Origin of the sequence: Caulobacter endophyticus, from assembly GCF_029543245.1 — a bacterium.
Classification (GTDB): domain Bacteria; phylum Pseudomonadota; class Alphaproteobacteria; order Caulobacterales; family Caulobacteraceae; genus Caulobacter; species Caulobacter endophyticus_A.
In genome coordinates this window covers 94,783-117,561 of sequence record NZ_JARQWV010000002.1, presented here as the reverse complement: position 1 = coordinate 117,561, position 22,779 = coordinate 94,783, and the positions used below count along the sequence as shown (strand labels likewise).

At 67.2% G+C, this 22,779-nt stretch carries 18 protein-coding genes and 1 tRNA gene; 10 read left to right on the top strand and 9 right to left on the bottom strand.

All coding sequences use genetic code 11. From position 1 onward, the window contains the following. Positions 1 to 25: 25 nt before the first annotated feature. Together P7A99_RS02575 and P7A99_RS02570 are read right to left on the bottom strand one after the other, a co-directional pair. On the bottom strand, positions 26 to 2,281 hold the full coding sequence (locus P7A99_RS02575; protein ID WP_277792380.1) for an ATP-binding protein: 2,256 nt from the start codon (positions 2,279 to 2,281) through the stop codon (positions 26 to 28). 138 nt (positions 2,282 to 2,419) lie between these two features. After that, positions 2,420 to 3,013, bottom strand: a complete 594-nt coding sequence (locus P7A99_RS02570; RefSeq protein ID WP_277792379.1) for a hypothetical protein — start codon at positions 3,011 to 3,013, stop codon at positions 2,420 to 2,422. Positions 3,014 to 3,153: 140 nt separating this feature from the next. Here P7A99_RS02570 and P7A99_RS02565 point away from each other — a divergent pair, with 140 nt between their 5' ends. From P7A99_RS02565 to P7A99_RS02555, 3 genes are all read left to right on the top strand, one after another. Then, positions 3,154 to 5,718, top strand: a complete 2,565-nt coding sequence (locus P7A99_RS02565; RefSeq protein WP_277792378.1) for a helicase-related protein — start codon at positions 3,154 to 3,156, stop codon at positions 5,716 to 5,718. Next, complete coding sequence (locus tag P7A99_RS02560; RefSeq protein ID WP_277792377.1) at positions 5,715 to 6,014, top strand: RNA-binding S4 domain-containing protein; 300 nt, start codon at positions 5,715 to 5,717, stop codon at positions 6,012 to 6,014. The genes P7A99_RS02565 and P7A99_RS02560 overlap by 4 nt, the downstream gene beginning before the upstream one ends. A gap of 109 nt (positions 6,015 to 6,123) precedes the next feature. Next, positions 6,124 to 6,963: a hypothetical protein gene (locus P7A99_RS02555; protein WP_277792376.1), complete on the top strand. Its 840-nt coding sequence runs from the start codon at positions 6,124 to 6,126 to the stop codon at positions 6,961 to 6,963. Between the two features lie 123 nt (positions 6,964 to 7,086). On the opposite strand, the gene P7A99_RS02550 is transcribed toward P7A99_RS02555, so the two are convergent. Beyond that, entirely contained in the window at positions 7,087 to 9,156 is a 2,070-nt protein-coding gene (locus P7A99_RS02550; RefSeq protein ID WP_431307634.1) for a putative bifunctional diguanylate cyclase/phosphodiesterase, read from the bottom strand. A gap of 277 nt (positions 9,157 to 9,433) precedes the next feature. On the opposite strand from P7A99_RS02550, the gene fdxA reads away from it, so the two are divergent. The 4 genes from fdxA to P7A99_RS02530 all read left to right on the top strand — a co-directional run bounded on the left by fdxA (position 9,434) and on the right by P7A99_RS02530 (position 11,937). Beyond that, the gene (gene fdxA / locus P7A99_RS02545; protein WP_058349269.1) at positions 9,434 to 9,775 is read left to right on the top strand and encodes a ferredoxin FdxA; all 342 of its coding nucleotides are present in this window, start codon (positions 9,434 to 9,436) and stop codon (positions 9,773 to 9,775) included. Between the two features lie 428 nt (positions 9,776 to 10,203). Further along, positions 10,204 to 10,707, top strand: coding sequence for a CarD family transcriptional regulator (locus P7A99_RS02540; RefSeq protein ID WP_165257075.1), 504 nt, complete (start codon positions 10,204 to 10,206; stop codon positions 10,705 to 10,707). A gap of 78 nt (positions 10,708 to 10,785) precedes the next feature. Next, the gene (locus P7A99_RS02535) at positions 10,786 to 11,202 is read left to right on the top strand and encodes a DUF1801 domain-containing protein (RefSeq protein ID WP_277792375.1); all 417 of its coding nucleotides are present in this window, start codon (positions 10,786 to 10,788) and stop codon (positions 11,200 to 11,202) included. Between the two features lie 42 nt (positions 11,203 to 11,244). Then, positions 11,245 to 11,937, top strand: coding sequence for a hypothetical protein (locus tag P7A99_RS02530; protein WP_277792374.1), 693 nt, complete (start codon positions 11,245 to 11,247; stop codon positions 11,935 to 11,937). On the opposite strand, the gene P7A99_RS02525 is transcribed toward P7A99_RS02530, so the two are convergent. The 5 genes from P7A99_RS02525 to P7A99_RS02505 form a co-directional block, all read right to left on the bottom strand. Continuing rightward, positions 11,934 to 13,259 (bottom strand): PepSY-associated TM helix domain-containing protein, encoded by a 1,326-nt coding sequence (locus tag P7A99_RS02525; protein WP_277792373.1) that lies wholly within the window; start codon positions 13,257 to 13,259, stop codon positions 11,934 to 11,936. The two genes, P7A99_RS02530 and P7A99_RS02525, sit on opposite strands and share 4 nt — an antisense overlap. Before the next feature lie 85 nt (positions 13,260 to 13,344). Then, positions 13,345 to 15,456: a TonB-dependent siderophore receptor gene (locus tag P7A99_RS02520; protein ID WP_277792372.1), complete on the bottom strand. Its 2,112-nt coding sequence runs from the start codon at positions 15,454 to 15,456 to the stop codon at positions 13,345 to 13,347. 293 nt (positions 15,457 to 15,749) lie between these two features. After that, a complete protein-coding gene (locus P7A99_RS02515) occupies positions 15,750 to 16,109 on the bottom strand; it encodes a DoxX family protein (RefSeq protein ID WP_277792371.1) in 360 nt (119 codons plus the stop codon). 136 nt (positions 16,110 to 16,245) lie between these two features. After that, positions 16,246 to 16,605: a response regulator gene (locus tag P7A99_RS02510; RefSeq protein ID WP_116487773.1), complete on the bottom strand. Its 360-nt coding sequence runs from the start codon at positions 16,603 to 16,605 to the stop codon at positions 16,246 to 16,248. Further along, positions 16,602 to 17,744, bottom strand: coding sequence for a sensor histidine kinase (locus tag P7A99_RS02505; RefSeq protein ID WP_347276676.1), 1,143 nt, complete (start codon positions 17,742 to 17,744; stop codon positions 16,602 to 16,604). The genes P7A99_RS02510 and P7A99_RS02505 overlap by 4 nt, the downstream gene beginning before the upstream one ends. Positions 17,745 to 18,026: 282 nt before the next feature. Between P7A99_RS02505 and P7A99_RS02500 the strand changes: the two genes are divergently transcribed. From P7A99_RS02500 to P7A99_RS02490, 3 genes are all read left to right on the top strand, one after another. Beyond that, positions 18,027 to 18,103, top strand: a tRNA-Arg gene (locus P7A99_RS02500). A 379-nt stretch (positions 18,104 to 18,482) separates the two neighbouring features. After that, positions 18,483 to 20,621, top strand: a complete 2,139-nt coding sequence (locus P7A99_RS02495; protein WP_277792369.1) for a helix-turn-helix domain-containing protein — start codon at positions 18,483 to 18,485, stop codon at positions 20,619 to 20,621. A 348-nt stretch (positions 20,622 to 20,969) separates the two neighbouring features. Beyond that, entirely contained in the window at positions 20,970 to 21,818 is an 849-nt protein-coding gene (locus P7A99_RS02490) for a DNA adenine methylase (protein ID WP_277792368.1), read from the top strand. Here P7A99_RS02490 and P7A99_RS02485 read toward each other — a convergent pair. Next, a complete protein-coding gene (locus P7A99_RS02485) occupies positions 21,800 to 22,777 on the bottom strand; it encodes a hypothetical protein (RefSeq protein ID WP_277792367.1) in 978 nt (325 codons plus the stop codon). The genes P7A99_RS02490 and P7A99_RS02485 overlap by 19 nt on opposite strands. Between the last annotated feature and the right edge of the window lie 2 nt (positions 22,778 to 22,779).

The window sequence follows — 22,779 nt, the reverse complement described above, 5'->3', positions numbered from 1 at the left end:
TCAAGGGGGAGGGGTAATAGACCCCCTAAGCCGCGTCCGCCTTCGGGCTCGTCGCCTGTTCGATCGCCGCCAGCAGGTCGGCGAGGTTCAGCGGCTTGGCGACGAAGCCGGTCATGCCGGCGGCGAAATAGGTCTCGACCTGATGGGGCATGGCGTTGGCGGTCACCGCGATGATAGGCACGGCGGCCAGGCCGTGCGCGGCCTCGAACGCGCGGATGGCCTCGGCGGCGGCTAGGCCGTTGAGCTCGGGCATCTGGATGTCCATCAGCACAAGGTCGATGGCCGGATCGGCCTCGTAGGCGGCCACGGCCTGGCGGCCGTCGGCGGCGAGGGTCAGCTCGACCTCGAACGGCGCCAGCAGGGCCTGGAGCACGGTCTGGTTCACCGGATTGTCCTCGGCCGCCAGGATGCGCAGTGCGCCTTGCGGGACCGCGGGGGCGGCGGACGAGACGACCTGCGTCGCCGCCGCCTTGGCCAGCGGGACCAGGGGCAGGTCGACGCCGAAGGTCGCCCCCTCGCCCTCGCGGCTCTCCAGCCACAGCCCGCCGCCCATCCGCTCGGCCAGGCTGCGCGAGATGGTCAGGCCAAGGCCGGTGCCGCCATGGCGCCGGGTGGCCGAGGCGTCGGCCTGGGTGAAGGCCTTGAAGATCCGCGCGCGGTCGGCCTCCGACACCCCCTCGCCGGTGTCGACCACTATGAAGCGCAGGCCCGCCTCGCGCCGCTCGACGGACACGGCCACGCCGCCCTGGTCGGTGAACTTCACCGCATTGACCACCAGGTTGCCGAGGATCTGGCGAAGGCGGGGCGCGTCGCCCAGCCACGCCCCCGCTGCGGCCTCGTCCACCGTCAGGGTCAGCGACAGATCCTTCTCGGCGGCCAGCGGCGCGTACGGCGCCAGGGCCAGGCGCACCGTCTCCTCCAGGTCGAACGGGGCCTCGTTCAGCTCCATCCGGCCCGCCTCGATCTTGGACAGGTCCAGAACGTCGTTGAGGATCTCCAGCAGGGCCGCGCCCGAGGCCCCGATGATCTCCAGCCGCTCGCGCTGGGCCTCGTCCAGGGCCTCGCGCGACATCACCTGGGTCATGCCCAGTATGCCGTTCAGCGGCGTGCGGATCTCGTGGCTCATATTGGCCAGGAACTCGCTCTTGGCCCGGCTGGCGCCCTCGGCCAGGCGCCGGGCTTCGATCTCGCGCTCGGTCACCGTCACGTGCTCGGTGATGTCGGTGATGATCAGCAGGAAGCCGCCGTCCTCGGCCGGCGTCAGCTTCAACGACTGGAAGCGGCCGTCGGGCGAGCTGAAGGTGTCGGGCGACACCCACTCGCCCACCTGGTCGTCGACCGCATCGAGCACCGCCTTGGCCGCCTGCCGGGCCTTGGCGTCCATCGCCGTGCGCTCGGCGATCTCGGAGAGGCTCATGCCCTGCGCCAGGGTCAGGCCATAGGGCCGCGCGAAGTCGGCCAGGGTGGCGTTCCACACCTGCAGCAGGTTGTTGCGGTCGAAATAGCCCAGGCCGATCGGCGCCCGATTGAGGGCCGAGCGCAGGGTGGCGAAGGCCGAGCGATGGGCCAGGCGGTGGGTCAGCAGCATGCCGCCGCCGGCCAGCACGATCATCGACACCATGGCGATGACCGAGCGCGCCAGCTCATCGCGCGTGAACCGGCCCGCCGCCTCGACGTCGGCGATCGGCAGCAGGGTGACGGCGCCCATGCCCACGAAGTGCAGGCCGCAGACGGCGGCCGCCAGCAGCAGGATCGAGGCCGCCCGCCCGCGCAGGCCGCTCTCGCGCCGCAGGCCGGCGAAGGCCAGGGCGGAGAAAAACGCGGCGATCAGCACCGCCGCGACCACCAGGTCGGCCCGCCAGATCATCAGCGCCGGCAGCCGCATGGCCGAGACGCCGACGAAGTGCATGGCCGCGATGGCCCCGCCGCAGATCGCCCCGCCGGTCAGGCGTCGCGCCCACCCGGTGGCGGTCATGGCCAGGCCCGCGCCGCCCGCCAGGCCGCTCAGCGCCACGACGAACGACAGGGCCGTCATCGGCTCGTCGAAGCTGAGCCGCAGTCCGGGCTGGAAGCCCAGCATGGCGATGAAGTGCGTGGCCCAGACGCCGCTGCCCAGCACCAGCCCCGTCAGCAGGACCCACGCCATGCGGGCCGGTCCCGCCGCCGTCGCCCCCCGGTGATAGGCGTGCACGCCCACGGCCATCGAGGCCAGGCAGACGAGAAGCGCCCATATCACCAGCGTCGGGTCGTGCTGATCCAAACACCGAAGCGTGGCGAACATGGGTCCTTGGCCGGGATAAGCGCGAGCGGGAGGAACTCTGCTGTCCTCATAGCCGGTCACGCCGTCCAGCATGGTTTACGGCCCGGGCGGCGGATCGTCGCATCCTGGGGCCCGGCCAGACCAACAGCTCGCCCCGCTTCAGCGATAGTGGACGAAGTAGGCCGAGTAGGCCTCCTGGTACTCCAGTCTGACAATCCTGCGGGACCGGAAGGGCGAGCACTTCATCTCCCGCCACAACCCGAGCTGGCTGAAGATCAGACCCCTGGCCTTGCGCCGCCGCTCGGTCTTGGTCATCTCGTAGGGCGACGAAAGGACAGCGCAGGGCTTCCTCAGCGCATGTTCGATCACCGGTCCCCAGCGGGGGTCCCTGGCCAGTTCGGGCGCCACGATCACCGGTGCGCACCAGGCCCGCCAGCGACAGTCGCCCAAACCCCAGCTGCCTTTGGCCACCATGCAGAAATCCCGCCGGTCCCCCACGAACCGGGCCAGGGTGTCGGGCGTGCAGAGCGGATAGCCGCCTGCAGGCGCGCCGGCCCGCAGATCGTTGTCGCCGACGTGGTCGACATAGCGGCGCCCCGAGGCCTCGCCGACGACGGCGGTGCTGGCCGTCGCCGCATAGGCGAAGGAAGTATCCGCCCGGTCCTCCTTCAGGGAGAGCGACGGCGGAAACAGCGGCTGTCCGCCGCTCGCCAGCAGAAGCGCGATCGACGCGCCGACCGATGCACCGGACATTCCATCGCCTCAAAATGTGAACATTCACTCACATGCATTTCACACGACTACGCCGACAACGCAACCTTTGGGCGAAGGCGGCCACCCCCACCAAGCCCGAGCTTGCCTCGCCACGATTCCCGCCCCACTTTCGGAGGGTCATGAGCGACCGTTCCACTGGCCTCGCCCCGTCGCGGCTCACCGCGGTCCTGGGCCCCACCAACACCGGCAAGACCCACCTGGCCGTCGAGCGGATGCTCGGCCACGGCTCGGGGATGATCGGCCTGCCGCTGCGCCTGCTGGCGCGCGAGATCTACGACCGCATCGTCAAGCTGCGCGGCAAGGCGGCCGTCGCCCTGATCACCGGCGAGGAGAAGATCGTCCCGCCGCGCGCGGCCTATTTCGTCTGCACCGTCGAGGCCATGCCGCTGGGCCGCGAGGTCGACTTCGTGGCCATCGACGAGATCCAGCTGTGCGCCGATCCCGAGCGCGGCCACATCTTCACCCACCGCCTGCTGCACGCCCGCGGCCGGTTCGAGACCATGCTGCTGGGCGCGGCCACCATGGCCCCGCTGGTCCGCCACCTGCTGCCCGACGCCGAGATCGTCGGCCGCGAGCGGTTCTCCAACCTGTCCTACGCCGGCTCCAAGAAGCTGACCCGCCTGCCCCGGCGCACCGCGATCGTCGCCTTCTCCACCGACGCCGTCTACGCGATCGCCGAGCTGATCCGCCGTCAAAGGGGCGGCGCGGCCGTGGTCATGGGCAGCCTCTCGCCCCGCACCCGCAACGCCCAGGTCGCCCTCTACCAGAGCGGCGAGGTCGACTTCCTGGTGGCCACCGACGCCATCGGCATGGGCCTGAACATGGACGTCGACCACGTGGCCTTCGCCGGCCTGCGCAAGTTCGACGGCCGCCGCACCCGCTGGCTGCACCCGCAGGAGGTCGGCCAGATCGCCGGCCGCGCCGGCCGCTACACCCGCGACGGCACCTTCGGCGTCACGGGCGACTGCGAGGAGATGGACGAGGACCTGGTCCAGGCCGTCGAGGAGCACAGCTTCCAGCCGGTGGGGGCCGCCGAGTGGCGCAACGCCCGCCTCGACTTCGGCTCGCTCCAGGGCCTGCTGCGCTCGCTGTCGGAACCGCCCAACCGCACCGGCCTGACCCTCTCGCAGGAGGCTCTGGACGAGCGCACCCTGCGCAAGCTGGCCGCCCACGAGGACGTCGTCGCCCGCTGCAAGACCGACCGCTCGGCCCTCTTGAAGCTGTGGGACGTCTGCCAGACCCCCGACTTCCGCAAGACCACCGACGACGACCACCAGCGGATGGTCAAGACCCTGTTCGACGACCTGACCACCGGCCGCAAGCGCCTGCCGGAAGACTGGATAAACGGCCAGTTCAAGGCGCTGGACCGCACCGACGGCGAGATCGACAGCCTGGCCGCGCGGCTGTCGGGCGTGCGCACCCTGTCCTACATCGCCAACCGCCCCGACTGGCTGTCCAACCCCGCCCACTGGCAGGGCCGCACCCGCGAGCTGGAAGACAAGATAAGCGACACCCTGCACGAAAAGCTGATGGCCCGGTTCATCGACCGTCGCACCAGCGTGCTGATGAAGCAGCTGGGCGAGCGCGAGGTGCTGCTGGCCGGGGTCGCCCCGGACGGCGAGGTCAGCGTCGAGGGTCAGGTCGTCGGCCGGCTGACCGGCGTCACCTTCATCCCCGAGAAGGCCTCGACGCCGCTGGAGGAGCGCGCCCTGCGCAACGCCGCCCAGCGCGCGGTCGGGCCCGAAATCGCCCGGCGCCTGGGCCTGCTGGCCGCCGAGCCGGACGAGGCTTTCGCCCTGACCCCGGACGGCGCGATCCTCTGGCGCGGCGAGGCGGCCGGCGCCGTGCGCTCGGGCGGCGACCTCCTGTCGCCCCGCGCCCGGCTGCTGGGCGAGCTTGGCCCCGCGCCCGCCCGTGAACGGGCCGAACGCCGCCTCGACGCCTTCCTGGCCGCCGAGGTCGACCGCCATCTGTCGCCCCTGCGCAAATTGCAGGCGGCCCTGGCCGGCGGCGAGCTGCGCGGCTTGCCGCGCGGCGTCGCCCACCGTCTGCTGGAAGCCGGCGGCGTGCTCGACAAGCGTCCGCTCGATCCCGAGCTGAAGGCGCTCAGCCAGGCCGAGCGCCGCACGCTGAAAAGTCTGGGCGTGCGCATCGGCGCCTTCTCGCTCTACGCCCCCGGCGTGCTGAAGCCCGAGGCCATCGCCTGCGCCCGGGCGCTCGACCCCGGCGGCTGGCGCGGACCGCTGGTCGGCCTCGCGCCCCTGCCCGCGCCGCCGCCCGCGCCGCGCGCCCTGGCCGCCAGCGGCCTGCGCATCGCCGGCAAGCACCTGGTTCCGGTCGAGACCCTGGAAAAGCTCGACGCCCTGCTGCGGGCCGAACAGCGCCCCGGCGGCGTGGTGCTGACTCCCGCCGCGCTGGAAGCCCTGGGCTGGACCCCGGCCGAGGCCTCGTCGGTGCTGCGCTCGCTCGACTACACCCCAGCCGTGCGCGCCAAGCCCGACGCCCCGATCATCTGGAAGCGGCGCGGCGCCCAGCGGCTGGAGCCCAAGCCCGTCAAGGCCCGGCCCGACTCGCCGTTCGCCGCCCTGGCCAAGTTGACCGAGCCGCCGCCTCCGCCCGCGCGCCGCAAGAAGCCCCGCCGCCGCAAGCCGGCCGCCGCCGGGCCCGAAAAGGCCGCCTCATGAGCGACGAGGCTCACCACAACGACGACCATTGCCGCGCCGACGTCTGGCTGTGGCGCGCCCGCTTCTTCAAGACCCGCTCGATGGCCGCCCGCTTCGTCGACGAGGGCCGCATCCGCCTGACCCGCGCCGGCGCCCCCGACAGCCGCATCGACAAGCCCTCGCGCGCGCTCAAGGCCGGCGACGTGCTGGTCTTCGCCATCGGCGGCAGGCTGGTGAACGTGCGCGTCCTCGACTGCGGCGAGCGCCGAGGTCCCGCCACCGAGGCCCGCGGGTTGTACGAGGCGCTGGAGGGGTAGCGCGGACCTTGCTCCCTCTGGGACAGGGTTGATTACCCCCTCTTTCCCCATGGACGCCGCCGCGCCAATCGCTACCTTGGGATGAGTTGCATCCTGGGGGAGTACCTGCGTGGCGTCGTTCCGTCCGGCCCTGGCCGTCAGCCTGGCCCTTCTGCTTTCCGGCGTCGCGCACGCCCAGCCCTCCTCCGGGTCGGCGGCCGCCACCAGCAAGGCCCCGGCCAAGCCTGTCGCGCCCATCCAGGCCTACGACCTGCCGCAGATCGAGGCCTTCGGGAACGCCATCTACCGCCAGGACATCGCCGCCTGGCTGGCCAGCGACGCCTTGACCGCCAAGGTCAAGGACCTGCAGGGCGCCGGCCTCAAGGGCTGGCTGGTGCAGGACGACGGCAAGACCGCCAAGGTTCGCTTTCTTCGCGACAAGGGGAACGGGCTGGAGGTCGGCTATGACGTCGTCGTCGACGGCAAGGGCGCGGGCCCGGTCACCGAGCCGGCCGACCGCAAGTTGACCGACGACGAGCGCCTGGCCTTCTCGGCCCGTCAGGCCGCGGCGGCCGCCCAGCCCGGCGCCTGCCGCGCGGGCTATAACGCCGCCCTCGTCAAGAACCCCGACGGCGACGGCTGGATCGTCTGGCTGCTGGCCCCCGCCCCGGCCGCCGGGGCGATCCCGATCGGCGGCCACTACCGGATCTTCGTCGGCGCCGACGGCAAGACGGTTCGGCGCGTCGACGCCCTGTCGGCCTCGTGCCTGCTGATCGAGAAGCCCAAGGCCGCCGACGGCAAGCCGGCCCTGGCCTTCGCCAGCCACATCGTCTCGCCTACCCCCGTCGAGACCCACGTGTTCCTCAGCACCCTCTACAGGATGCCGCTCGCCGTCGGCACGAACGCCGGCAAGGACGTCTGGATCATCGACAAGGGCAAGATCAGCAAGACCGACCTGGGCAAGAAGTAGGGTCGGCGGCCCTAGAGCCGCCCCTGCGCCCCCCTCATCCTCCCACGCCCGCGGCGCGGGCCCCTCCTTCTCCCCATGGGAGAAGGTGAGATAGGCGGCCGCCGTCTGTGGATAACTTTCGCCCTACAGCGAGAACCCGGCCAGGAACCCCGGCGCCTTCTCGGGCGGCATCGGGCGGCTGAAGTGGTAGCCCTGGACCTGGTCGCAGCCATAGGCGGCCAAGGCTTCCAGCTGCTCGCGGTCCTCGACGCCCTCGGCGACCACCTTCATGCCCATGGACGAGCCCAGGGTGATCACCGCCTTCACGATGGCCGCGTCCTCGGTGTTCTGGACGAAGCCCTTGTCGATCTTCAGGCGGTCGATCGGGAACTGCCGCAGGTTGGCCAGGCTGGCGTAGCCGGTGCCGAAATCATCGAGCGCGATCATAACCCCGGCGGCGTGCAGCTTGCGCACCGTGTCACTGACCACGTCCGAGGCCCAGCCCATATAGACCGTCTCGGTGACCTCGATGGTCAGGCGGTCGCACGGCACGTTCCAGCGGGCCAGACGCTCCTGCACCTCCTCGGCCAGCCGGCCCGAGCGGAACTGGGCGGCCGAGATGTTGACCGCCACCCGGCCGAACTCGACCCCGGCGTCCAGCCAGTCGCGCATCTGCTTCAGCGCCGTCTCGAACGCCACCTCGCCCAGCTTCAGGGAAAGATCCTGATCCTCGAAGGCGGCCATGAACCGATCGGGCGTCAGCACACCCTGCTCGGGGTGGGCCCAGCGCATCAGCGCCTCGAACCCGGCCACCGAACCGGTCTCCAGGTCGATCACCGGCTGGTAGTAGAGGATGAACTCGTCGGCCTCGATCGCCGCGCGCACGTCGCGCAGCAGCTCCAGCCGCTGCTCCAGGGCCGAGCGCATCGACGGGTCGAACAGGATCGAGCGGTTGCGCCCCTCGTCCTTGGCCCGATAGAGCGCGATGTCGGCGTTCTTGAAGATGTGGTGCGGGTCGGCGTCGGGATCGCCGTGCAGGGCCGCCCCGATGCTGGCGCTGACCGAGAAGCTGCGTCCCCCGTGCTGGATCGGCTGGCGCAGCAGCTCCTGCAGCGCCTTGATCGGCCGCAGCATGTCGCCCTCGCCGTGCAGACCGCGCAGGATCACCGCGAACTCGTCGCCGCCCAGCCGCGCCACCGTGTCGCCCGAGCGGAAGGCGTGGCGCAGCACGTCGGCGAGGCGCCGCAGCAGGGCGTCGCCGGCGTCGTGGCCCAGGGTGTCGTTGATGTCCTTGAAGTGATCGACGTCGATCATGATCAGGCCGAAGATCTCGCCGGCCATCTCCGAGGCGTCGACCGCCTCCTGGAACTTGCGCTGGAAATAGGCGCGATTGGGCAGGCCCGTCAGCGGATCGCGGAAGGCCAGGTTCTCGACGGCCTCGGTCTGGCGGCGGCGGTCGGTGATGTCCTTGAACAGGTTGACCAAGCGCTCGGGCTTGCCGTCGGCGCCCAGGAACCGCTTGCCAACCGAGCGCACCCAGGTCTCGACCCCGTCGTCGCGATTGAGGCGGAACTCGAACACGGCGGCCTCGCCGTCGCGGCGGGCGCGCATGATCTGGGCCATGCGCTCGCGATCGTCCTCGTGCACGATCTCCAGCGGATCGCGATCGAACAGGCACCACTTCTCGAGCTCGGGACAGGTGCCCGAGACATAGACCTCGCCGGTCTTCAGATCGACCTCACGCACCATCAGGTCGTCGAGCTCCAGCGCCAGCTTCAGCCGCTGCTCGTTGCGCTCGGCCCGCAGCGCGGTCTGGGCGTAGCCGGTGACGTCGCGGGCCGTGACCATGACGGCGAAGATCACGCCCTCGTCGCTGCGGCAGGCGGCGAACTCGCTGCGCCAGATCCGCTGGCCATCTTGGCCCGTCTGGGCGCGATAGCGCGAGAACGCCTCGCCAGACGCAAGGCAGCGCTCCAGGCTCTCGACATCCTCCAGATTCATCAGGCAGCGGACGAACGGCTCGCCCGGGTGCAGGTTCGGGGTCAGGTCCTCGTCGCGCCACTCGGGGCTGACGGCGACCAGCCGGCCGCTGCGGTCGATCAGGGCCGCGGCGAACGGGGCGTGCGCGACGAAGGCCTCGAACGAGGCCATTCGAAGCCGAAGTTGCGCGTGAATATCGTCGGCCGCCATGAACGGCGCGGGCTTAAGGGCCATGGAGAGCTTCTGCTGTCGGTTTCCCGACGTTGTTCTTGAACGCGTCCTCAACCGCACAGTGAAACGCTCTTCCATAAGAAAAGGTATCTTTCGACGAACGCCGTTGTGCATCGTCGGGAAGCCGACGTCGGGGGGATCTGCGACGATTTTGCCTGTCGTCCTGCGGGCGCCATGAGAAATCCTGCGGGCCTCGCGCACGGCGCCGCATTGACATTCGGCGCCGTCGCTCCGAAAACGCGGCCGCGTTAAGTCCGTCCCAGAAAGCCGCCAAGTTCCGATGACCTACATCGTCACCGACGCCTGCATCCGCTGCAAGTTCATGGACTGCGTCGAGGTGTGCCCGGTGGATTGCTTCTACGAGGGCGAGAACACCCTCGTGATCAATCCCGACGAATGCATCGACTGCGGCGTCTGCGAGCCGGAATGCCCGGTCGACGCCATCAAGCCGGACACCGAGGACGACGCCGACGGCAAGTGGCTGCGGATCAATTCCGAATACGCCAAGGTCTGGCCGAACATCACCGTGAAGGGCGAGCCGCCGGCCGACCGCGCCGACTTCGAGCGCGAGACCGGCAAATTCGAGAAGTACTTCAGCGAAAAGCCCGGCAAGGGCTCCTGATCCCCGCAAAATACGGGCTGCGAGCGCGCCAGGGTTAGGTGTATGCGGCTAACCCGCTCGGGCGCGCTTGAGATGTTTGAGTCTAAAGCCCACTGACCATTTTTGGATGGTCCATCCAAAAATGGCGGGCTTTAGCGGCCGGATTCGGGCCGCCATACCCCAGCTTGGGGTCGCAAGCCTTTCATGAGGCTGATTTTTATGATATTGTCGCCCTCGACGTGACGGGTGCGGCCTCGCACCTGCATGTCTCGTGGAAGACGACAGCCGTTCCAACGGCTCGCCCGATCGAAGGCGAAGGGTGACTTAAGAGACACTCCAAATCCTGATCCGACTTGGCCCCGCCTCTCCGACGGTCGGGTTGCTATCGCCTTTTGGAATGTTTGGAAACGGCGTTTTGGGCGCAAGCCCAATTTTATGAGGACGAACGAATGAGCAAGAGCGGTCTGGAATTCTCGGTCGGCGATCACGTCGTCTATCCCGCCCACGGCGTGGGGACGATCCAGGGCATCGAGACCCAGGAAGTGGCCGGGATGTCGCTCGAGGTTTACGTCATCACCTTCGACCACGAGAAGATGACCCTGCGCGTTCCGACCAAGAAGGCCAAGGTCGCCGGCCTGCGTCCGCTCGCCGAAGGCGACGTCGTCAGCCAGGCTCTCACCACCCTGAAGGGCCGCGCCCGCGTGAAGCGCACCATGTGGTCGCGTCGCGCCCAGGAATACGAAGCCAAGATCAACTCGGGCGACCTCGTCTCGATCGCCGAGGTGGTCCGCGACCTGCACCGCGCCGAAAACCAGCCGGAACAGTCCTATTCGGAGCGCCAGCTCTATGAATCGGCCCTGGACCGCATGGCCCGCGAAGTCGCCGCCATCGAGCGCATCGACCGCGAAGCCGCCATCGGCATCCTGACCAAGTCGCTGGTCAAGGCGGCCTAAAGGCCTCCTTCTCAGCACGACGTTTTCGAAGACGCCCCCGGTTTCGCCGGGGGCGTTTTTCGTTGCAGGATGCTGGTCATGGCCAGCGAACCCAAGACCCGCCCCACGGACGCCAGCGTCGACGACTTCCTGGCCGCCTCGCCACCCGCCCGCCAGGCCGACGCGGCGGTCGTCCGCGACCTGCTGGCCGAGATCGCCGGCGCCCCCGCGGTGATGTGGGGTCCCTCGATCGTCGGCTTCGGATCCTATTCGACCGGCGGCGCCAAGCCGATGGACTGGCCCCTGCTCGGCTTCTCACCGCGCAAGACCGAGCTGGTGCTCTACTTCGCCTCCGACTTCCCCGAGCGCGAGGCGCTGCTGGCTAAGCTGGGCAAGCACCGCTCGGCCGTGTCCTGCGTCTACATCAAGCGCCTGGCCGACGTGGACCTGGCCGTCCTGCGCCGGCTCGCGCAGGCCTCGGCCGCCTGGACCCGCAGCGGACATGCGAGCTGCTGACCGCGCAACTCCCCGTAAAGTTGAGGCGCGCATGATTGGGCCATGAGCTTTTTCGCCCGCAAGCCGGCCTTCCTCGCCCTGGCGATCATCCTGCCGCTGGCCGGCCTGGCGGCCCTGATCCTGACCGGGCCGCCTCAGCGGGCGGCCTGCCATCCGGCCACGGTGGTCCGCGTCGATCTTTCGGGACAGAGCTACGGCGTTCCGGTCTCCATCCGACCGGCCTTCATCGCCCCGGACCGCAAGGTCCAGATCCGCAGCAACCAGCATCGAGCCCCGGACGGCTACTGGGCCTACTGCCAGGACGACGCCGCCCCGCCCTTTTCGATCGACAGCTTCGTCAGCTCGGGCAACGACCTGGGGCCCGCCCGCCAGACCGATCCCGACCTTGGCAAGGTCGCCGCCCTGATCGTCCGGGCCAAGGGCGATCCGGATCAGATCATCATTCCGGCAAGGGCCGAGCCTTGGAACGGCTCGCCGGTCTGGCTCGCCGGGCCGCCGTCCGGCCATGTCCGGCAATATCTCGCGCCGGCCGGCCGCCTGCGTCCGACGCCCGTGAGCGCCCAGTGCAGCCTCTCTGCCTCCCTCCCCGCCAAATGCCGGATCGGCTTCTTCACCGCCGACGGCCTGGCGGTGAGCATCGACGTCGTGGACGAGGCGCCCAGACCCGAGGCCTGGCCCGTCTACATCGCCGCGACCGAACGCTATCTGGACGGCCTGAAGATTCCCCGCTCTTAGGCCGGTTTCCTCCGCAGCACCCGGGCCCGGCGCTTCTTCAGCCAGATGACCACGCCGGTGACGCTGAGCGCGGCGACCACCAGGCCGGTCAGCGAGATCAGGATGCGGCCCGGGATCCCCAGGATCCGGCCCGAGTGCAGCGGGAACTGCGCCTGGACGAAGATGTCGGCCGCCGTGCCCTTCCACGGCAGGCGCTCGCCCAGGTAACGGCCGTCGGCGCCGTCGTAATAGAGGTAGGGCGGACCCACGCCGCCGGCGCCGTGGTCGTCGCCCACCTTGTGGAAGGCCACGCCGTAGATTCCGTAGTGGGCCGAGTAGAAGGCCCCGCCCACAGGGGCGGTGAAGCCGCGCGCCTGTGCGTCCGCCTTGGCCTTGGCGATGATCGTCTCGTAGGTCTGCTTGGGCAGGATTGGGTTGTCGTGGCTGGTCGGCACGCGGGTGTCGAACGGCGTCGGCGACACCTTCGAGATCTTCGACATCACCGGATAGAACACCTCGCTGTAGAGGTTCAGCGAAAAGGCCGTGAAGGCCACGACGAACAGCACGCCCCACAGCCACAGGCCAAAGGCCCGGTGGATGTCGAAGTTGATGCGGTAGGCGCTGGCCTTGGTCTTGATCTGCCAGGCCGGCTTCCAGCGGCTCCAGAAGCTCTTGGCCGGCTTGCGGCCGTTGGCCGAGCCCGGCGGCAGGGTGAGGTAAAAGCCGACGAAGCAGTCCAGCGTCCACAGGACCGCGATAACGCCCAGCAGCCAGATGCCCCAGCGGTCGATGCCCCAGAATTCGGGAATGTGCAGAGTGTAGTGCAGCACGTAGAGGAACGAGACGAAGGTCTCGGTCTTGATCGGCCAGACCGCGCCCCACTCGCGCCGCCCCTGCTCGACGCCCGTCGCCGGGTCGATGAACACCTGGTTGTAGCCCAGCTCGTAATGCTTGCCGGTCTTGGGGTCCTGGCGGGCGTCGACGCCGATGGCCAGGGTCTCGCCGGGCTCGGCCACCAGCGGGAAGTAGGAGACGATCACCCGGGGATCGCGCGCCTCGACCGCCTTGACGATGTCCAGCGTCGGCAGGGCCGGGCCGTCGGACCTGGCGTGCATCAGGTGCGGATTGAGCACGTCGTCCAGTTCGTGGTCCCACGAGATCACCGCGCCGGTGACGCCCGAGATGAACAGGAAGCCGGCCATGATCAGCCCCACCCAGCGGTGGATGAAGGTCAGGGTCGGCCGCACGGCCGCGCGCACGGCTTTCGCCGCGCCGGCGGCCTTGCGCACCGGCGGAGGCGCGGCGGGCGGCGCGTAGGGCGTGTCGAGATTGCGCGCGTCCATTCGGTCGCCTCCGGTTGCTCGGAACCAAGCGGAGCCGGCGCGGTCGGTCGCGCCGGCTCCTCAAGGATGTTTCTAGGAATGATTCTTAGAAGCGATAGTCAAGGCGGACCGAGGCGTTACGCGGCGCGGCGTAGTAGGCTTGCCCCCACATCACGCTGTTGAGGTAGGTCTCGTCGAACAGGTTGCGGAGGTTGACCGTGACCTTGATCTGGTCGGTGAGGTCGGCGCTGCCCATCAGGTCGACCACGGCGTAGGCCTTCTGGGTCACGACGAAGGTGTCGAGGCCCGAGACCTCGTCCTGCCAGCGCAGCGACGCGCCGACCTTGGCGTTGCGCCACTCGGGGAAGCTGTAGGTCGTCGAGACCTTCAGGCTCTTGCGCGGCAGGAAGGTGCGGGCGTCCTCCCCGTCCTTGTCCTCCAGCGACAGCTGGGTCCAGCCGGCGGCGACCTGCCAGCGGTCGGTGACCATGCCGCTGACCTCCAGCTCGTAGCCCTTCGAGGTGGTGTCGACGCCGGTGTAGTAGGTGGCGCCGGGCTGGCCGACGGTGCTGTCGATCGGGAAGGCGCCGGCGGCGGTCGCCAGGTTCTGCTGCTCGACCTTGAACACCGCGGCGCTGGCGTAGAGCTTGCCGCCGAACCACTCGCTCTTCACGCCGGCCTCGAAGCTTTCGCCCTGCACCGGGTCAAGCTTGCGGTTGCCGGAATCCACCTCGACCTGCGGATTGAAGATGTCGGCGTAGCTGCCGTACAGCGACACGTGGGGCGTGACGTCGAAGACGAGGCCGGCATAGGGGCTGGTCTTGGAGACCGTGCGGCCCTGGTCGACATTGTACGATGTACCCGAGGACTTCTGCTCGACGGCGTTGAAGCCCACCACGCCCTTCAGCCGGTCGGTGAAGTTCAGGTGCGCCGCGCCGAACAGGCGGGTCAGGCGATCCTTGATCTGGGCGGCCGAGTAGAGGTCGGTATAGGTGGTCGGTTCGGCGACGCTGCCCCAGCTGTAGACCGACGGATAGGCCGGATAGGTCGCGCCCGACGAGGCGAAGTCCTCGCGGGTCTGCTCGGCATAGCTGGCGCCGAACACCAACTGGTGGCTGCGGCCGAACAGCGACACCGGACCGTTGAAGCTCAGATCGGCTAGGTCCTGCTTGGACTCCGACGGGTAGCGGCCGACGAAGCCGCCGATGCCCAGGCCCGTGGTCTTGTCCGGATAGCCCGAGGCGTAGAGCAGCTTGGCGTTCTGCTCGACGTCCTTGTGGGTGTAGGTGGCCTTTGCGACCCAGTCGTTGTCGAACACGTACGACGCCTCGACGAAGGCGGTCTTGTCGTTGACGTCCCAGTAGGTCCAGTCGGCTGCGGTGCTGGCAGAGCGCTTGTAGGGAATCCGCGAGCCGTCCGAGAAGCTCATCGGCAGGGCGCCCCACAGCACGCCGGTGGCCAGGTTGTCCTGTTGCGAGTAGCCGCCGGTGACGTTCAGCTTCGGCGTCACGTCCCACGACAGCACGCCGTAATAGACGTTCCGGTTGACCTTGTAGTGGTCGAGATAGGAGTCGCGGTCCTGGTTGGCGTAGATCAGGCGGCCCGACAGCGTGCCCGAGGCGTTCAGCGAGCCCGAGACGTCGGCCTCCAGGCGCTTGTCGTTCCAGGAACCATACTGGGCCGCGGCCGAGGCCTGGAAGCCGGCGATCGGGCGCTTGCGGATGTAGTTGACCGTGGCCGACGGGTTGCCGACGCCGGTGGTCAGGCCGTTGACGCCGCGCACCACGTCGACCCGATCGAACAGGATGGTGTCGATCTCGCCGTACTGGATGCCCCAGTTCAGCGGCAGGCCCACGCCGTCGACCTGGAAGTTGGTCACGTCGAAGCCACGGGCGTTGAAATAGGTGCGGTCGGTCTCGACCCGCTCGACATTGATCCCCACCACGCGGTCCAAGAGGTCGGTGACGCTGGTCAGGCCGAAGTCGCGGATCTGCTGCTGGCCGACGATGGTCATCGACTGCGGCGTCTCGCGCAGGCTGAGGTCCAGGCCGGTCGCGCCGGTGGAGCGGGCGCGGGCCCCGGTGACCACCACGCCGTCCACATTGCTGTCCGCCGAAGAGGCGTCGGCCGCCGGAGCCTCGTCGGCGTGGGCCATGCCGGCCAGGACGGCCGGGCTCATGGCGGCGGCGAGGAGGAAGGCGCGCAAGGAACGGGACATCGGGGAGGCTCGCATTTCGAGAACGATAATGATTCTCAATAGCGATTATTCATCCCGCCTTCCCAAGTCAAACCTGCCTCGGGGGCCTCGCCGCTTTCCACTCCCGCCTGCGTCCTTTCGGCCACGGCGCGCAAGGGTTGCAGGGGTTTAGCGCTACCAATTATGGCTGGCGAAGCGTCTCGCCTTCATGCCGAAGCCTTGCCGCAAGGGTTCCGATTGCATCGGCCGCGACACCAAATCGAACCTTTCGACACTAAACCTCCCCCGCTTCGGCGCCGGAACGGCGACCTTGGCTAGGTCCGACCTCGTAGCGCGCCCCAGCCGACCAGCGCCGCAAGCGCCAGCACCACGAGCGGCGGCGGCAGGTGGCCAAGGTCGCGGTGCAGCAGCACGGTCAGCACTGCCGCGCCCATCACGCTCGCGGCCAGCCCTGCGCCGACCGGTCGCGCGCGCCGCCAGGCCAGCAGCCCGGCCGCCGCCAGTTCCAGGATGGCGGTCACGAAGTGGAACCAGTCCGGATAGCCCCAGCGCCGATAGCTGGCGGCGATGTCGGGCGGCGCCAGGAGATTGCCGACCGCCCCGAACACGAAGAACCCGGCCAGCAGCCAGGCCAGGACGGGAACCCAGCGCGGGCGTTGCAGAAAGAGAGGCATGGCGTGGGCTCCGAAAGCGCGGCTCCCCGCGTGGGAGCGCCTGACCCACGAAGCCTCTAGAACCTCAACCACGGTTGAGGTCAACGCGAGCCGAGCGGATCGCGGCTACTTAAGGATTTCGCCGAGGAAGACGCCGTCAGGCCGCTTGGCCGAACCCATGCACGGCGTCGCGCAGGTGACCGAAATTGATCGGCTTGGACAGCACGGTAACGTCCTCGAAGCCCTTGCGCGGCAGGGCGCCGTAGCCGGTCGCGAAGACGAACGGCACGCCCTTGGCCCGCAGGGCCTCGGCCACGGGAAACACCATCTCGCCGCCGATGTTGATGTCGAGCACCGCGCCGTCCAGCGGCGGCTTGCCGTCGTCCAGATAGGCCAGGGCCTCGCCCACGGCGCCGAACGAACCGGAGACCTCGCAGCCGAGATCGGTCAGCAGGTCCTCGACCATCATGGCCACCAGGGCCTCGTCCTCGACGATCATGATCCGACGCCCGCTCATGCCGCCGCCAGCCTTTGCGACAGCGGGGCGCGGAAGGTGAAGACCAGGCCCTCGGGCGCGAAATCCAGGCTCGCCGCCCCGCCCAGGTCGCGCGACAGCCCCCGCCGGATCAGCCGCGAGCCGAAGCCCTCGCCCTGCGGCGACGGCGCCGTCACCGGCGGACCGCCGCGCTCGCGCCATTCCAGGGCGAAGGTGGGATGGGCGCCGCCCTCGTCCTCGACGCGCCAGGTCACGAAGACCTGGCCGGCCGGAACCGACAGCGCTCCGTACTTGGCGGCGTTGACGATCAGTTCGTGCAGGGTCATGTGCACCGCCACCGCCGCCTCGGGCGTGATCTCGATCGGCGGTCCCTCGACCACGAATCGGCCGTCCTCCAGCCCGCCGAACGGACGCAGGGCGGCGGCCAGGATCTCGCGCAGCTGGGCCTTCCCCCAGGCCTGCTTGGTCAAGAGCTCGTGGGCCTGCGACAGGGCCAGAAGGCGCGACTCGAACGACTCGTTGAAGGCCTGCGGCGAGGCGGCCGTGCGCAGGGTCTGGCTGGCGATCGACTGCACCGAGGCCAGGGTGTTCTTCACCCGGTGGTCCAGCTCGCGCATCAGGAAGGTGCGCCGCTCCAGCTCCTTGTTCAGCGAGGCGTGCAGCCGGCCGCTCTCCAGGGCCGCGGCGGTGGCGCGGGCCATCACCTGCAGCTTGGCCACGATCTCGGGCGGCGGCGTGTGCTCCCTGGCCCAGTAGGCGCCGAGGGCCGCGATCGGATCGCGGGTGCGCACCGGCGTCATCACCAGGCTTTTGACGAAGGTCGGCCGGTAGGCGTCGTGCGGAATGCGGTCGTCCTGGTAGATGTCGGGGATCACCACCGTCTGGCGGTTCAGCATCGACCAGCCCGAGATGCAGGCGGTCAGAGGGAAGCGCTTGCCCTTCCACAGCGGGCCGATCGCGTCCTCGTCCAGATACCAGCAGCAGTCGTTGTCGCGCAGGACGAAGGCCACGCCGTCGGCCCCCGAGATTCGGCGCGCGGAAGAGCGGACCACCGCGGCCACCTCATCGATGGTCCGGGTCGCCGAGAGCTCCTCGATCGTTTCGACCAGAGTCAGGAGGGCGGAATCGTCTTCGCCGTCCGACAGGTCGTGCTCGGCCATATCCAACATACGAAAGGACGCTCGCGGATCCACTGGAACGCGAGCCTAGCACGCGTGGACAGGACAACAACAAGAGGCGTGATGACGCACGCATCTACTCACGGTTGCCGGGAAGGTTAACAGAGTCTTCCAGGCGACGCACAGTCGAACCAGATCAAGGCTTTGAAGCGGCGCCTTTCGATATTTCCGCACGCCGCCTTGCGACAATCCGCCGCGCCGCCATGACTGTCAGACTTCGCACCCGACGCAACATGCGCTATGCACCCTCTCCGCCACGCACGCGGCCCGGTAGCTCAGCAGGATAGAGCAGCGCTTTCCTAAAGCGAAGGTCGGGGGTTCGAGTCCCTCCCGGGCCGCCACAGTGCTGTCGTTGCAACTTAACGCGTACCCATTTGCCACTTTAGACCGTCAATGATGCGAGGCGGTCGCAAACAACAGGCCGAAAAGGCCTCATCGGCGACTGAGCGCTCCATTTGCTGCCGTCGGCTCGCCTCCAGGCAGGCGACGCTCAGCTCGGAAACGGCAGAGTAAGGAAGACTCATCGCAGCAGCCTGAGCCGTCCGCCCCTCACTCCGGTAACACCGCTATCGCTTGAGCGATGCGCCACCAAAGCGCGCCTAGCCGTTGCCCCCCCACCGAGCCCCGCAGAGGCGAATTCAAGGACACCCCTTTCAGTTCGGATTGCATTCTTCATTCATGTGAATATATTCATTCTTAAATTGAATGCGGGAAATTGTCATGACCGTCGAGACTGGAGCCATCCTGGCCGACCTTCGGAACGCTTCCGGGCTGACCCAAAAGCAGGTGGCCGAGCGTATGAGCGCCAACCAGACGCGAGTATCGCGCATCGAGGCCGGGGACGGCGACGACGCTGACGTTTCTGCCTACCTAGACGCGCTAGGCACTCAAGAAGCAGCCGCAATTGGCCACCTGCTGGAAATGGAATGGAGCATCCTTCCGCGCCCGTCCCTGCGACACCCGGACTTGGAAGCCCTGGTGGAGATCGAAGGCGGACTGGCCCGCGTTCGCGACTTCCTCGGGGATGGCCAGATTCCTACAGTCCTGGCGGGCCAGGCGCAGCTACTTCAAGGCAGGTTGATGGAGGCTGGCAGCTACCTACTCGCGCTAGACCACGAGATCGTCTATGTCGGCGAAATCGGTGTCGGCAAAACGACTGCAGCCTGTCGCCAGGCCGGACTGGTTCTCGACCCTGCGACGGCTTCAGACCTGAAGGGAATGCTGCTCGATACGGGTGGCGGCCGTACGACCCTGTGTGATGTGCGGGTAGAAGCGGGCGAACGGTTTGCGCTCTCGGTCGAGCCTGCCAGCAACGAGGAAATCTACCGTTTCGTCGCCGAGATTTGCAAAGCCGTCAGGGAAAAGACGGGCGATTCGAGCGAGGCCTCTATGGCCGACTACAAGCCCGCAGAAGAAATCGAGCGCGCGCTGCGCAACATGGCCAACTTGCCTCGACCGCGCGGCAGTGGTCGCAAAGGCGCGCCGCCCGCCCCCGACCCCGCCCAGGAGCTTTCCGCTACCCTCAATAGCTTCGAGGACTTTTCAGCGGAGTTTGCAGCCCGGCTGAGCCTCTGGCGCCGCAGCCGCCGCACCATCGAGTTCGATGGCGTCGACCTGCAGGTTGGCAAGCAATGGCTAAGATCTACGTTCATCGCGATCAATAACGGCCGTCATCCAGATTTCTCACTGCCGACCAACATCACCATCACCGTTCCGTTTCCGCTGGTCAGCGATACGGGGCTGTCGATCGCGATCGTCGATACCCGCGGCGTAGACGACACGGCTATCCGTACGGACATCCTCCAGCACCTGAAGGACCAGCGCGCGGTGACGCTCCTTTGCTCAAAGTGGGGCAGCGCCCCTGATCCGAGCGCCCAGAAACTTTTAACGCACGTGATAGAGACGACGGCCGACCCTGCGCTTTTGGACCGTGTTGCGATCGTTCCGCTGGCGCGTCCAGGCGATGCAATGTCCATGCGCTACGACTCCGGCGACACCGCCCAAGACGCAGAGGAAGGCTACGACATCAAGCTTGGCCAAGTCGAAACGGCCATGCAGAAGCTTGGCCTTGCAGGTATTGACGCGATCGCCTTCGACGCCGGGGTCGACGATCCGGCAACGCTGACGCACTTCGTGATGGGGCGGATTAGCGCTATGCGCCAAGCGCAGGCAACCGCTGCGCACGCGACGATCGCCGCAATCGACCAGATGATTGAGAACCGCGCCGAGGCTGCAGCACTCGCCGCCCTGTCTGCAGTCAGCGCCAATCTCGACCGGTTTGCGGTCCGCAACGCGGAATTCAAGCGCTCGCCCAGGCCCGCCTACCAGCGGCTTCTCAGCGCGGTCACATATCTTCACGCCCGCACCGTCTGGGCAACCACGACGCGCGCCGGTCGGTTCTGGAACTTCGACGTACTGCAATATCTTGGCGATGGTGCCGCTGCCGAGTCCAAGGTCGCCTCCTCGCAGGTCATAACCGCGCTCAACGCCATTATCGAGTCGGATCTGAACAACCCAGAGTTCGCCGTCGCTCAGGGCTTCCTGGAACAAGTGCGTGCGAACGCTCCTCGGTGGGAGGCGGATTTCGTCAACGCCGCGCGCCACCACGCCGTCGCTGTCTATCGCGATCCGCTGGGCAAGGCGCAGGAGATGTGGGACGATTGCGAAAGCGAGTACGGCCTTGGCCGTGGCAATTACCGCGAGGGCGTGGCCAGCAAGATGCGCGCCTGGTTTAATGCAAACTCAGCCCTATCCGACGAACTTGAGCGGCGCGTGACCCGGGCCTGGGAAACGACTTTTGTCGCACCGCTCAAGCGCGCTGCCGGCCAAGGCGGCGTGGAGACCTCGCCTCCCGAATAGTACCGCAGCCCATACAGAGATAACTTGGCGAGCGACCGGCTCGCGCCGAAGACCAATCGAGCAAGGAAGGCTTGCGGACATGAAAGAGCAAGAATTTCAGCTGGAGGCTGCTCGCAGCCCTTGGCAAATCAATCGTCTCTAAGGTAGTCGGCGCAATTCGGCCTGACTGCACGCCCCGCGCTGCTTCTACGCGGCACCCTGCTCTATGGCCCGTGACGGGCGAAAAGCGATGAGCGTCGAGGGACGGTCGACGCAGCCCGGCCGGCGATGTTAATTAGCTGTCCACGCTTCCAGAGCGAATCAAGCGCATCGAGGTGGGTTGAGAGGTCAAGGCTAGTGAGCGCACCAATGGACAAATTGCCCTACATGCGCTCGGTCTCACCGTTCCGCTATCCAGGCGGAAAGGCGTTTCTCTACAAATATCTTCACGGGCGCATCAGCTGCCTGCCAGAGGGGGCAAGATACTATGCGGAGCCTTTTTGTGGGGGCGCTGGATCGGCGGTCATACTTCTGAAGCTTAACGCTGTCGACGAGATTCACCTCAACGATGCAGATCCGAAAGTGTTTTCGGCATGGCAGGCGATTCTCGAAAACACGGACAGATTCGCCCAGGCGATCCTCGACACCCCCGTCGACCTCGAAACGTGGCACGCCCTCAAAAAGGTAGTCGAGGGAAGCAGCGAGCCCAGCTTTGAGCTTGGTTTCGCGACTTTCTTCCTCAACCGGACAAGCCGTTCTGGCATCGTGATCGGCGCGGGCCCGATCGGAGGTTACGATCAGAAGGGCAACTGGAAGATCGACGCCCGCTTCAACCGTGAAGCGCTGGTCGAGCGGGTTCTCTGGCTCGGCTCTGTCAAAGACCGCATTAAGCTGACTCAGGAAGACGCGCTGACGTTTCTGTCCAAGTCGACCAAACGCCTGGACCTCGAAAGAACGCTATTTTTTGTGGACCCGCCCTATGTGACTGCGGGCGGGCGACTCTATCTAAATGCGATGAACGAGGCCAAGCATATCGCATTGAGCGACCTCCTTCAGGATGGAACGCTGCCACACTGGGTGCTGACCTACGATGATCACCCACTAATCCGCGAACTGTACAGCGACCGGCCAATCGCCGATCTTGCCGTAACATACAGCCTGCAGAAGAAACGCAAAGAGCAAGAGGTCTTGATTAACGATCAGGCGGCCTGCGCATAGACTACAAAGTCATCGAGCCATCGCGTGAGGTCACCTAGGCGATCACTGTTGTCGACCAATGTTCCCTGCTCAGCAAGGCGCACACCTTGCAAGGCGCGGGCCGGCAGCCGCAGACGATCCAAGATGCCCATGTGAAACTGGTTCTGAGAGTGCCAGAAGGCATCATCCAAGACCCGGAAGGGGATCAGTGTGAAGTATAACCTGTTCCCCGTCATGTGATCTTGCATATAGGCCTGCCCAAACGTATTCGCGTGATCTCTCACGGGCTTTGACGGCCAATTTTTTCCACTTGCGGTCTGACCGAAGTAGAAAGCCGAAGGCGGCGGAACAGCTTCAGCAGTCCATGCGATGACGTCTACGCCGCCATCCTTCTCATGCGGCGAGACATAACGACCTGGCGGAGTCCGGACATCGAAACCGCCCCCTGCCGCGACCGCTCTCGAAAGAAGCTGGACGATTGTCTCTCCGGTTTGCCGCGGCCAGCCAACACTGAAGGCTGGGCCCGCAGAGTAGCCCGCAAGACCGAGCGTGGCTACGATTTGGAAAATGTCGTTGCGCAGTCGAGCCAGAAGCTCATCCGTCGGAGGCGTCCGCAAGATCGCCGAACCGGTCACATGGGAGGTGATTAGGCAGACAAGGTAGAACGCGAATTCAGGTCGCCTCCAGTCGGCGTCTATGCTGAGCTCTTCGCCGCTCTGCGAGAGTTCAAATGGGTAAGCCCCCTCAAGACTACGTTGCCGGAGCAGGACCTCGTTCTCCAAACGCTCGATCAGTTGCTCACGCTGACGATCGCGTTCGGCAATGTCGTCCTCAGCTGTCTCCTGCAGTTCGAGCAGAGCGCCGAGCAACGCGTCGACCCGCGCAACACCGTACTCGTCAAAAAGCGCTGTGAGCTCTAACCAATCGACGAGATCGTCGATGCCTAACGCCAATGTCGGCGGATCAACTGCCTTTGCCATAG

Coding starts and splice junctions, on each gene's coding strand:
- fdxA (WP_058349269.1), top strand. CDS start 9,434: ATGACCTACATCGTCACCGACGCCTGCATCCGCTGCAAGTTCATGGAC.
- P7A99_RS02530 (WP_277792374.1), top strand. CDS start 11,245: ATGAGCTTTTTCGCCCGCAAGCCGGCCTTCCTCGCCCTGGCGATCATC.
- P7A99_RS02520 (WP_277792372.1), bottom strand. CDS start 15,456: ATGTCCCGTTCCTTGCGCGCCTTCCTCCTCGCCGCCGCCATGAGCCCG.
- P7A99_RS02570 (WP_277792379.1), bottom strand. CDS start 3,013: ATGTCCGGTGCATCGGTCGGCGCGTCGATCGCGCTTCTGCTGGCGAGC.
- P7A99_RS02510 (WP_116487773.1), bottom strand. CDS start 16,605: ATGAGCGGGCGTCGGATCATGATCGTCGAGGACGAGGCCCTGGTGGCC.
- P7A99_RS02505 (WP_347276676.1), bottom strand. CDS start 17,744: ATGGCCGAGCACGACCTGTCGGACGGCGAAGACGATTCCGCCCTCCTG.
- P7A99_RS02550 (WP_431307634.1), bottom strand. CDS start 9,156: ATGGCCCTTAAGCCCGCGCCGTTCATGGCGGCCGACGATATTCACGCG.
- P7A99_RS02535 (WP_277792375.1), top strand. CDS start 10,786: ATGGCCAGCGAACCCAAGACCCGCCCCACGGACGCCAGCGTCGACGAC.
- P7A99_RS02495 (WP_277792369.1), top strand. CDS start 18,483: ATGACCGTCGAGACTGGAGCCATCCTGGCCGACCTTCGGAACGCTTCC.
- P7A99_RS02485 (WP_277792367.1), bottom strand. CDS start 22,777: ATGGCAAAGGCAGTTGATCCGCCGACATTGGCGTTAGGCATCGACGAT.
- P7A99_RS02575 (WP_277792380.1), bottom strand. CDS start 2,281: ATGTTCGCCACGCTTCGGTGTTTGGATCAGCACGACCCGACGCTGGTG.
- P7A99_RS02525 (WP_277792373.1), bottom strand. CDS start 13,259: ATGGACGCGCGCAATCTCGACACGCCCTACGCGCCGCCCGCCGCGCCT.
- P7A99_RS02490 (WP_277792368.1), top strand. CDS start 20,970: ATGGACAAATTGCCCTACATGCGCTCGGTCTCACCGTTCCGCTATCCA.
- P7A99_RS02540 (WP_165257075.1), top strand. CDS start 10,204: ATGAGCAAGAGCGGTCTGGAATTCTCGGTCGGCGATCACGTCGTCTAT.
- P7A99_RS02515 (WP_277792371.1), bottom strand. CDS start 16,109: ATGCCTCTCTTTCTGCAACGCCCGCGCTGGGTTCCCGTCCTGGCCTGG.
- P7A99_RS02565 (WP_277792378.1), top strand. CDS start 3,154: ATGAGCGACCGTTCCACTGGCCTCGCCCCGTCGCGGCTCACCGCGGTC.
- P7A99_RS02560 (WP_277792377.1), top strand. CDS start 5,715: ATGAGCGACGAGGCTCACCACAACGACGACCATTGCCGCGCCGACGTC.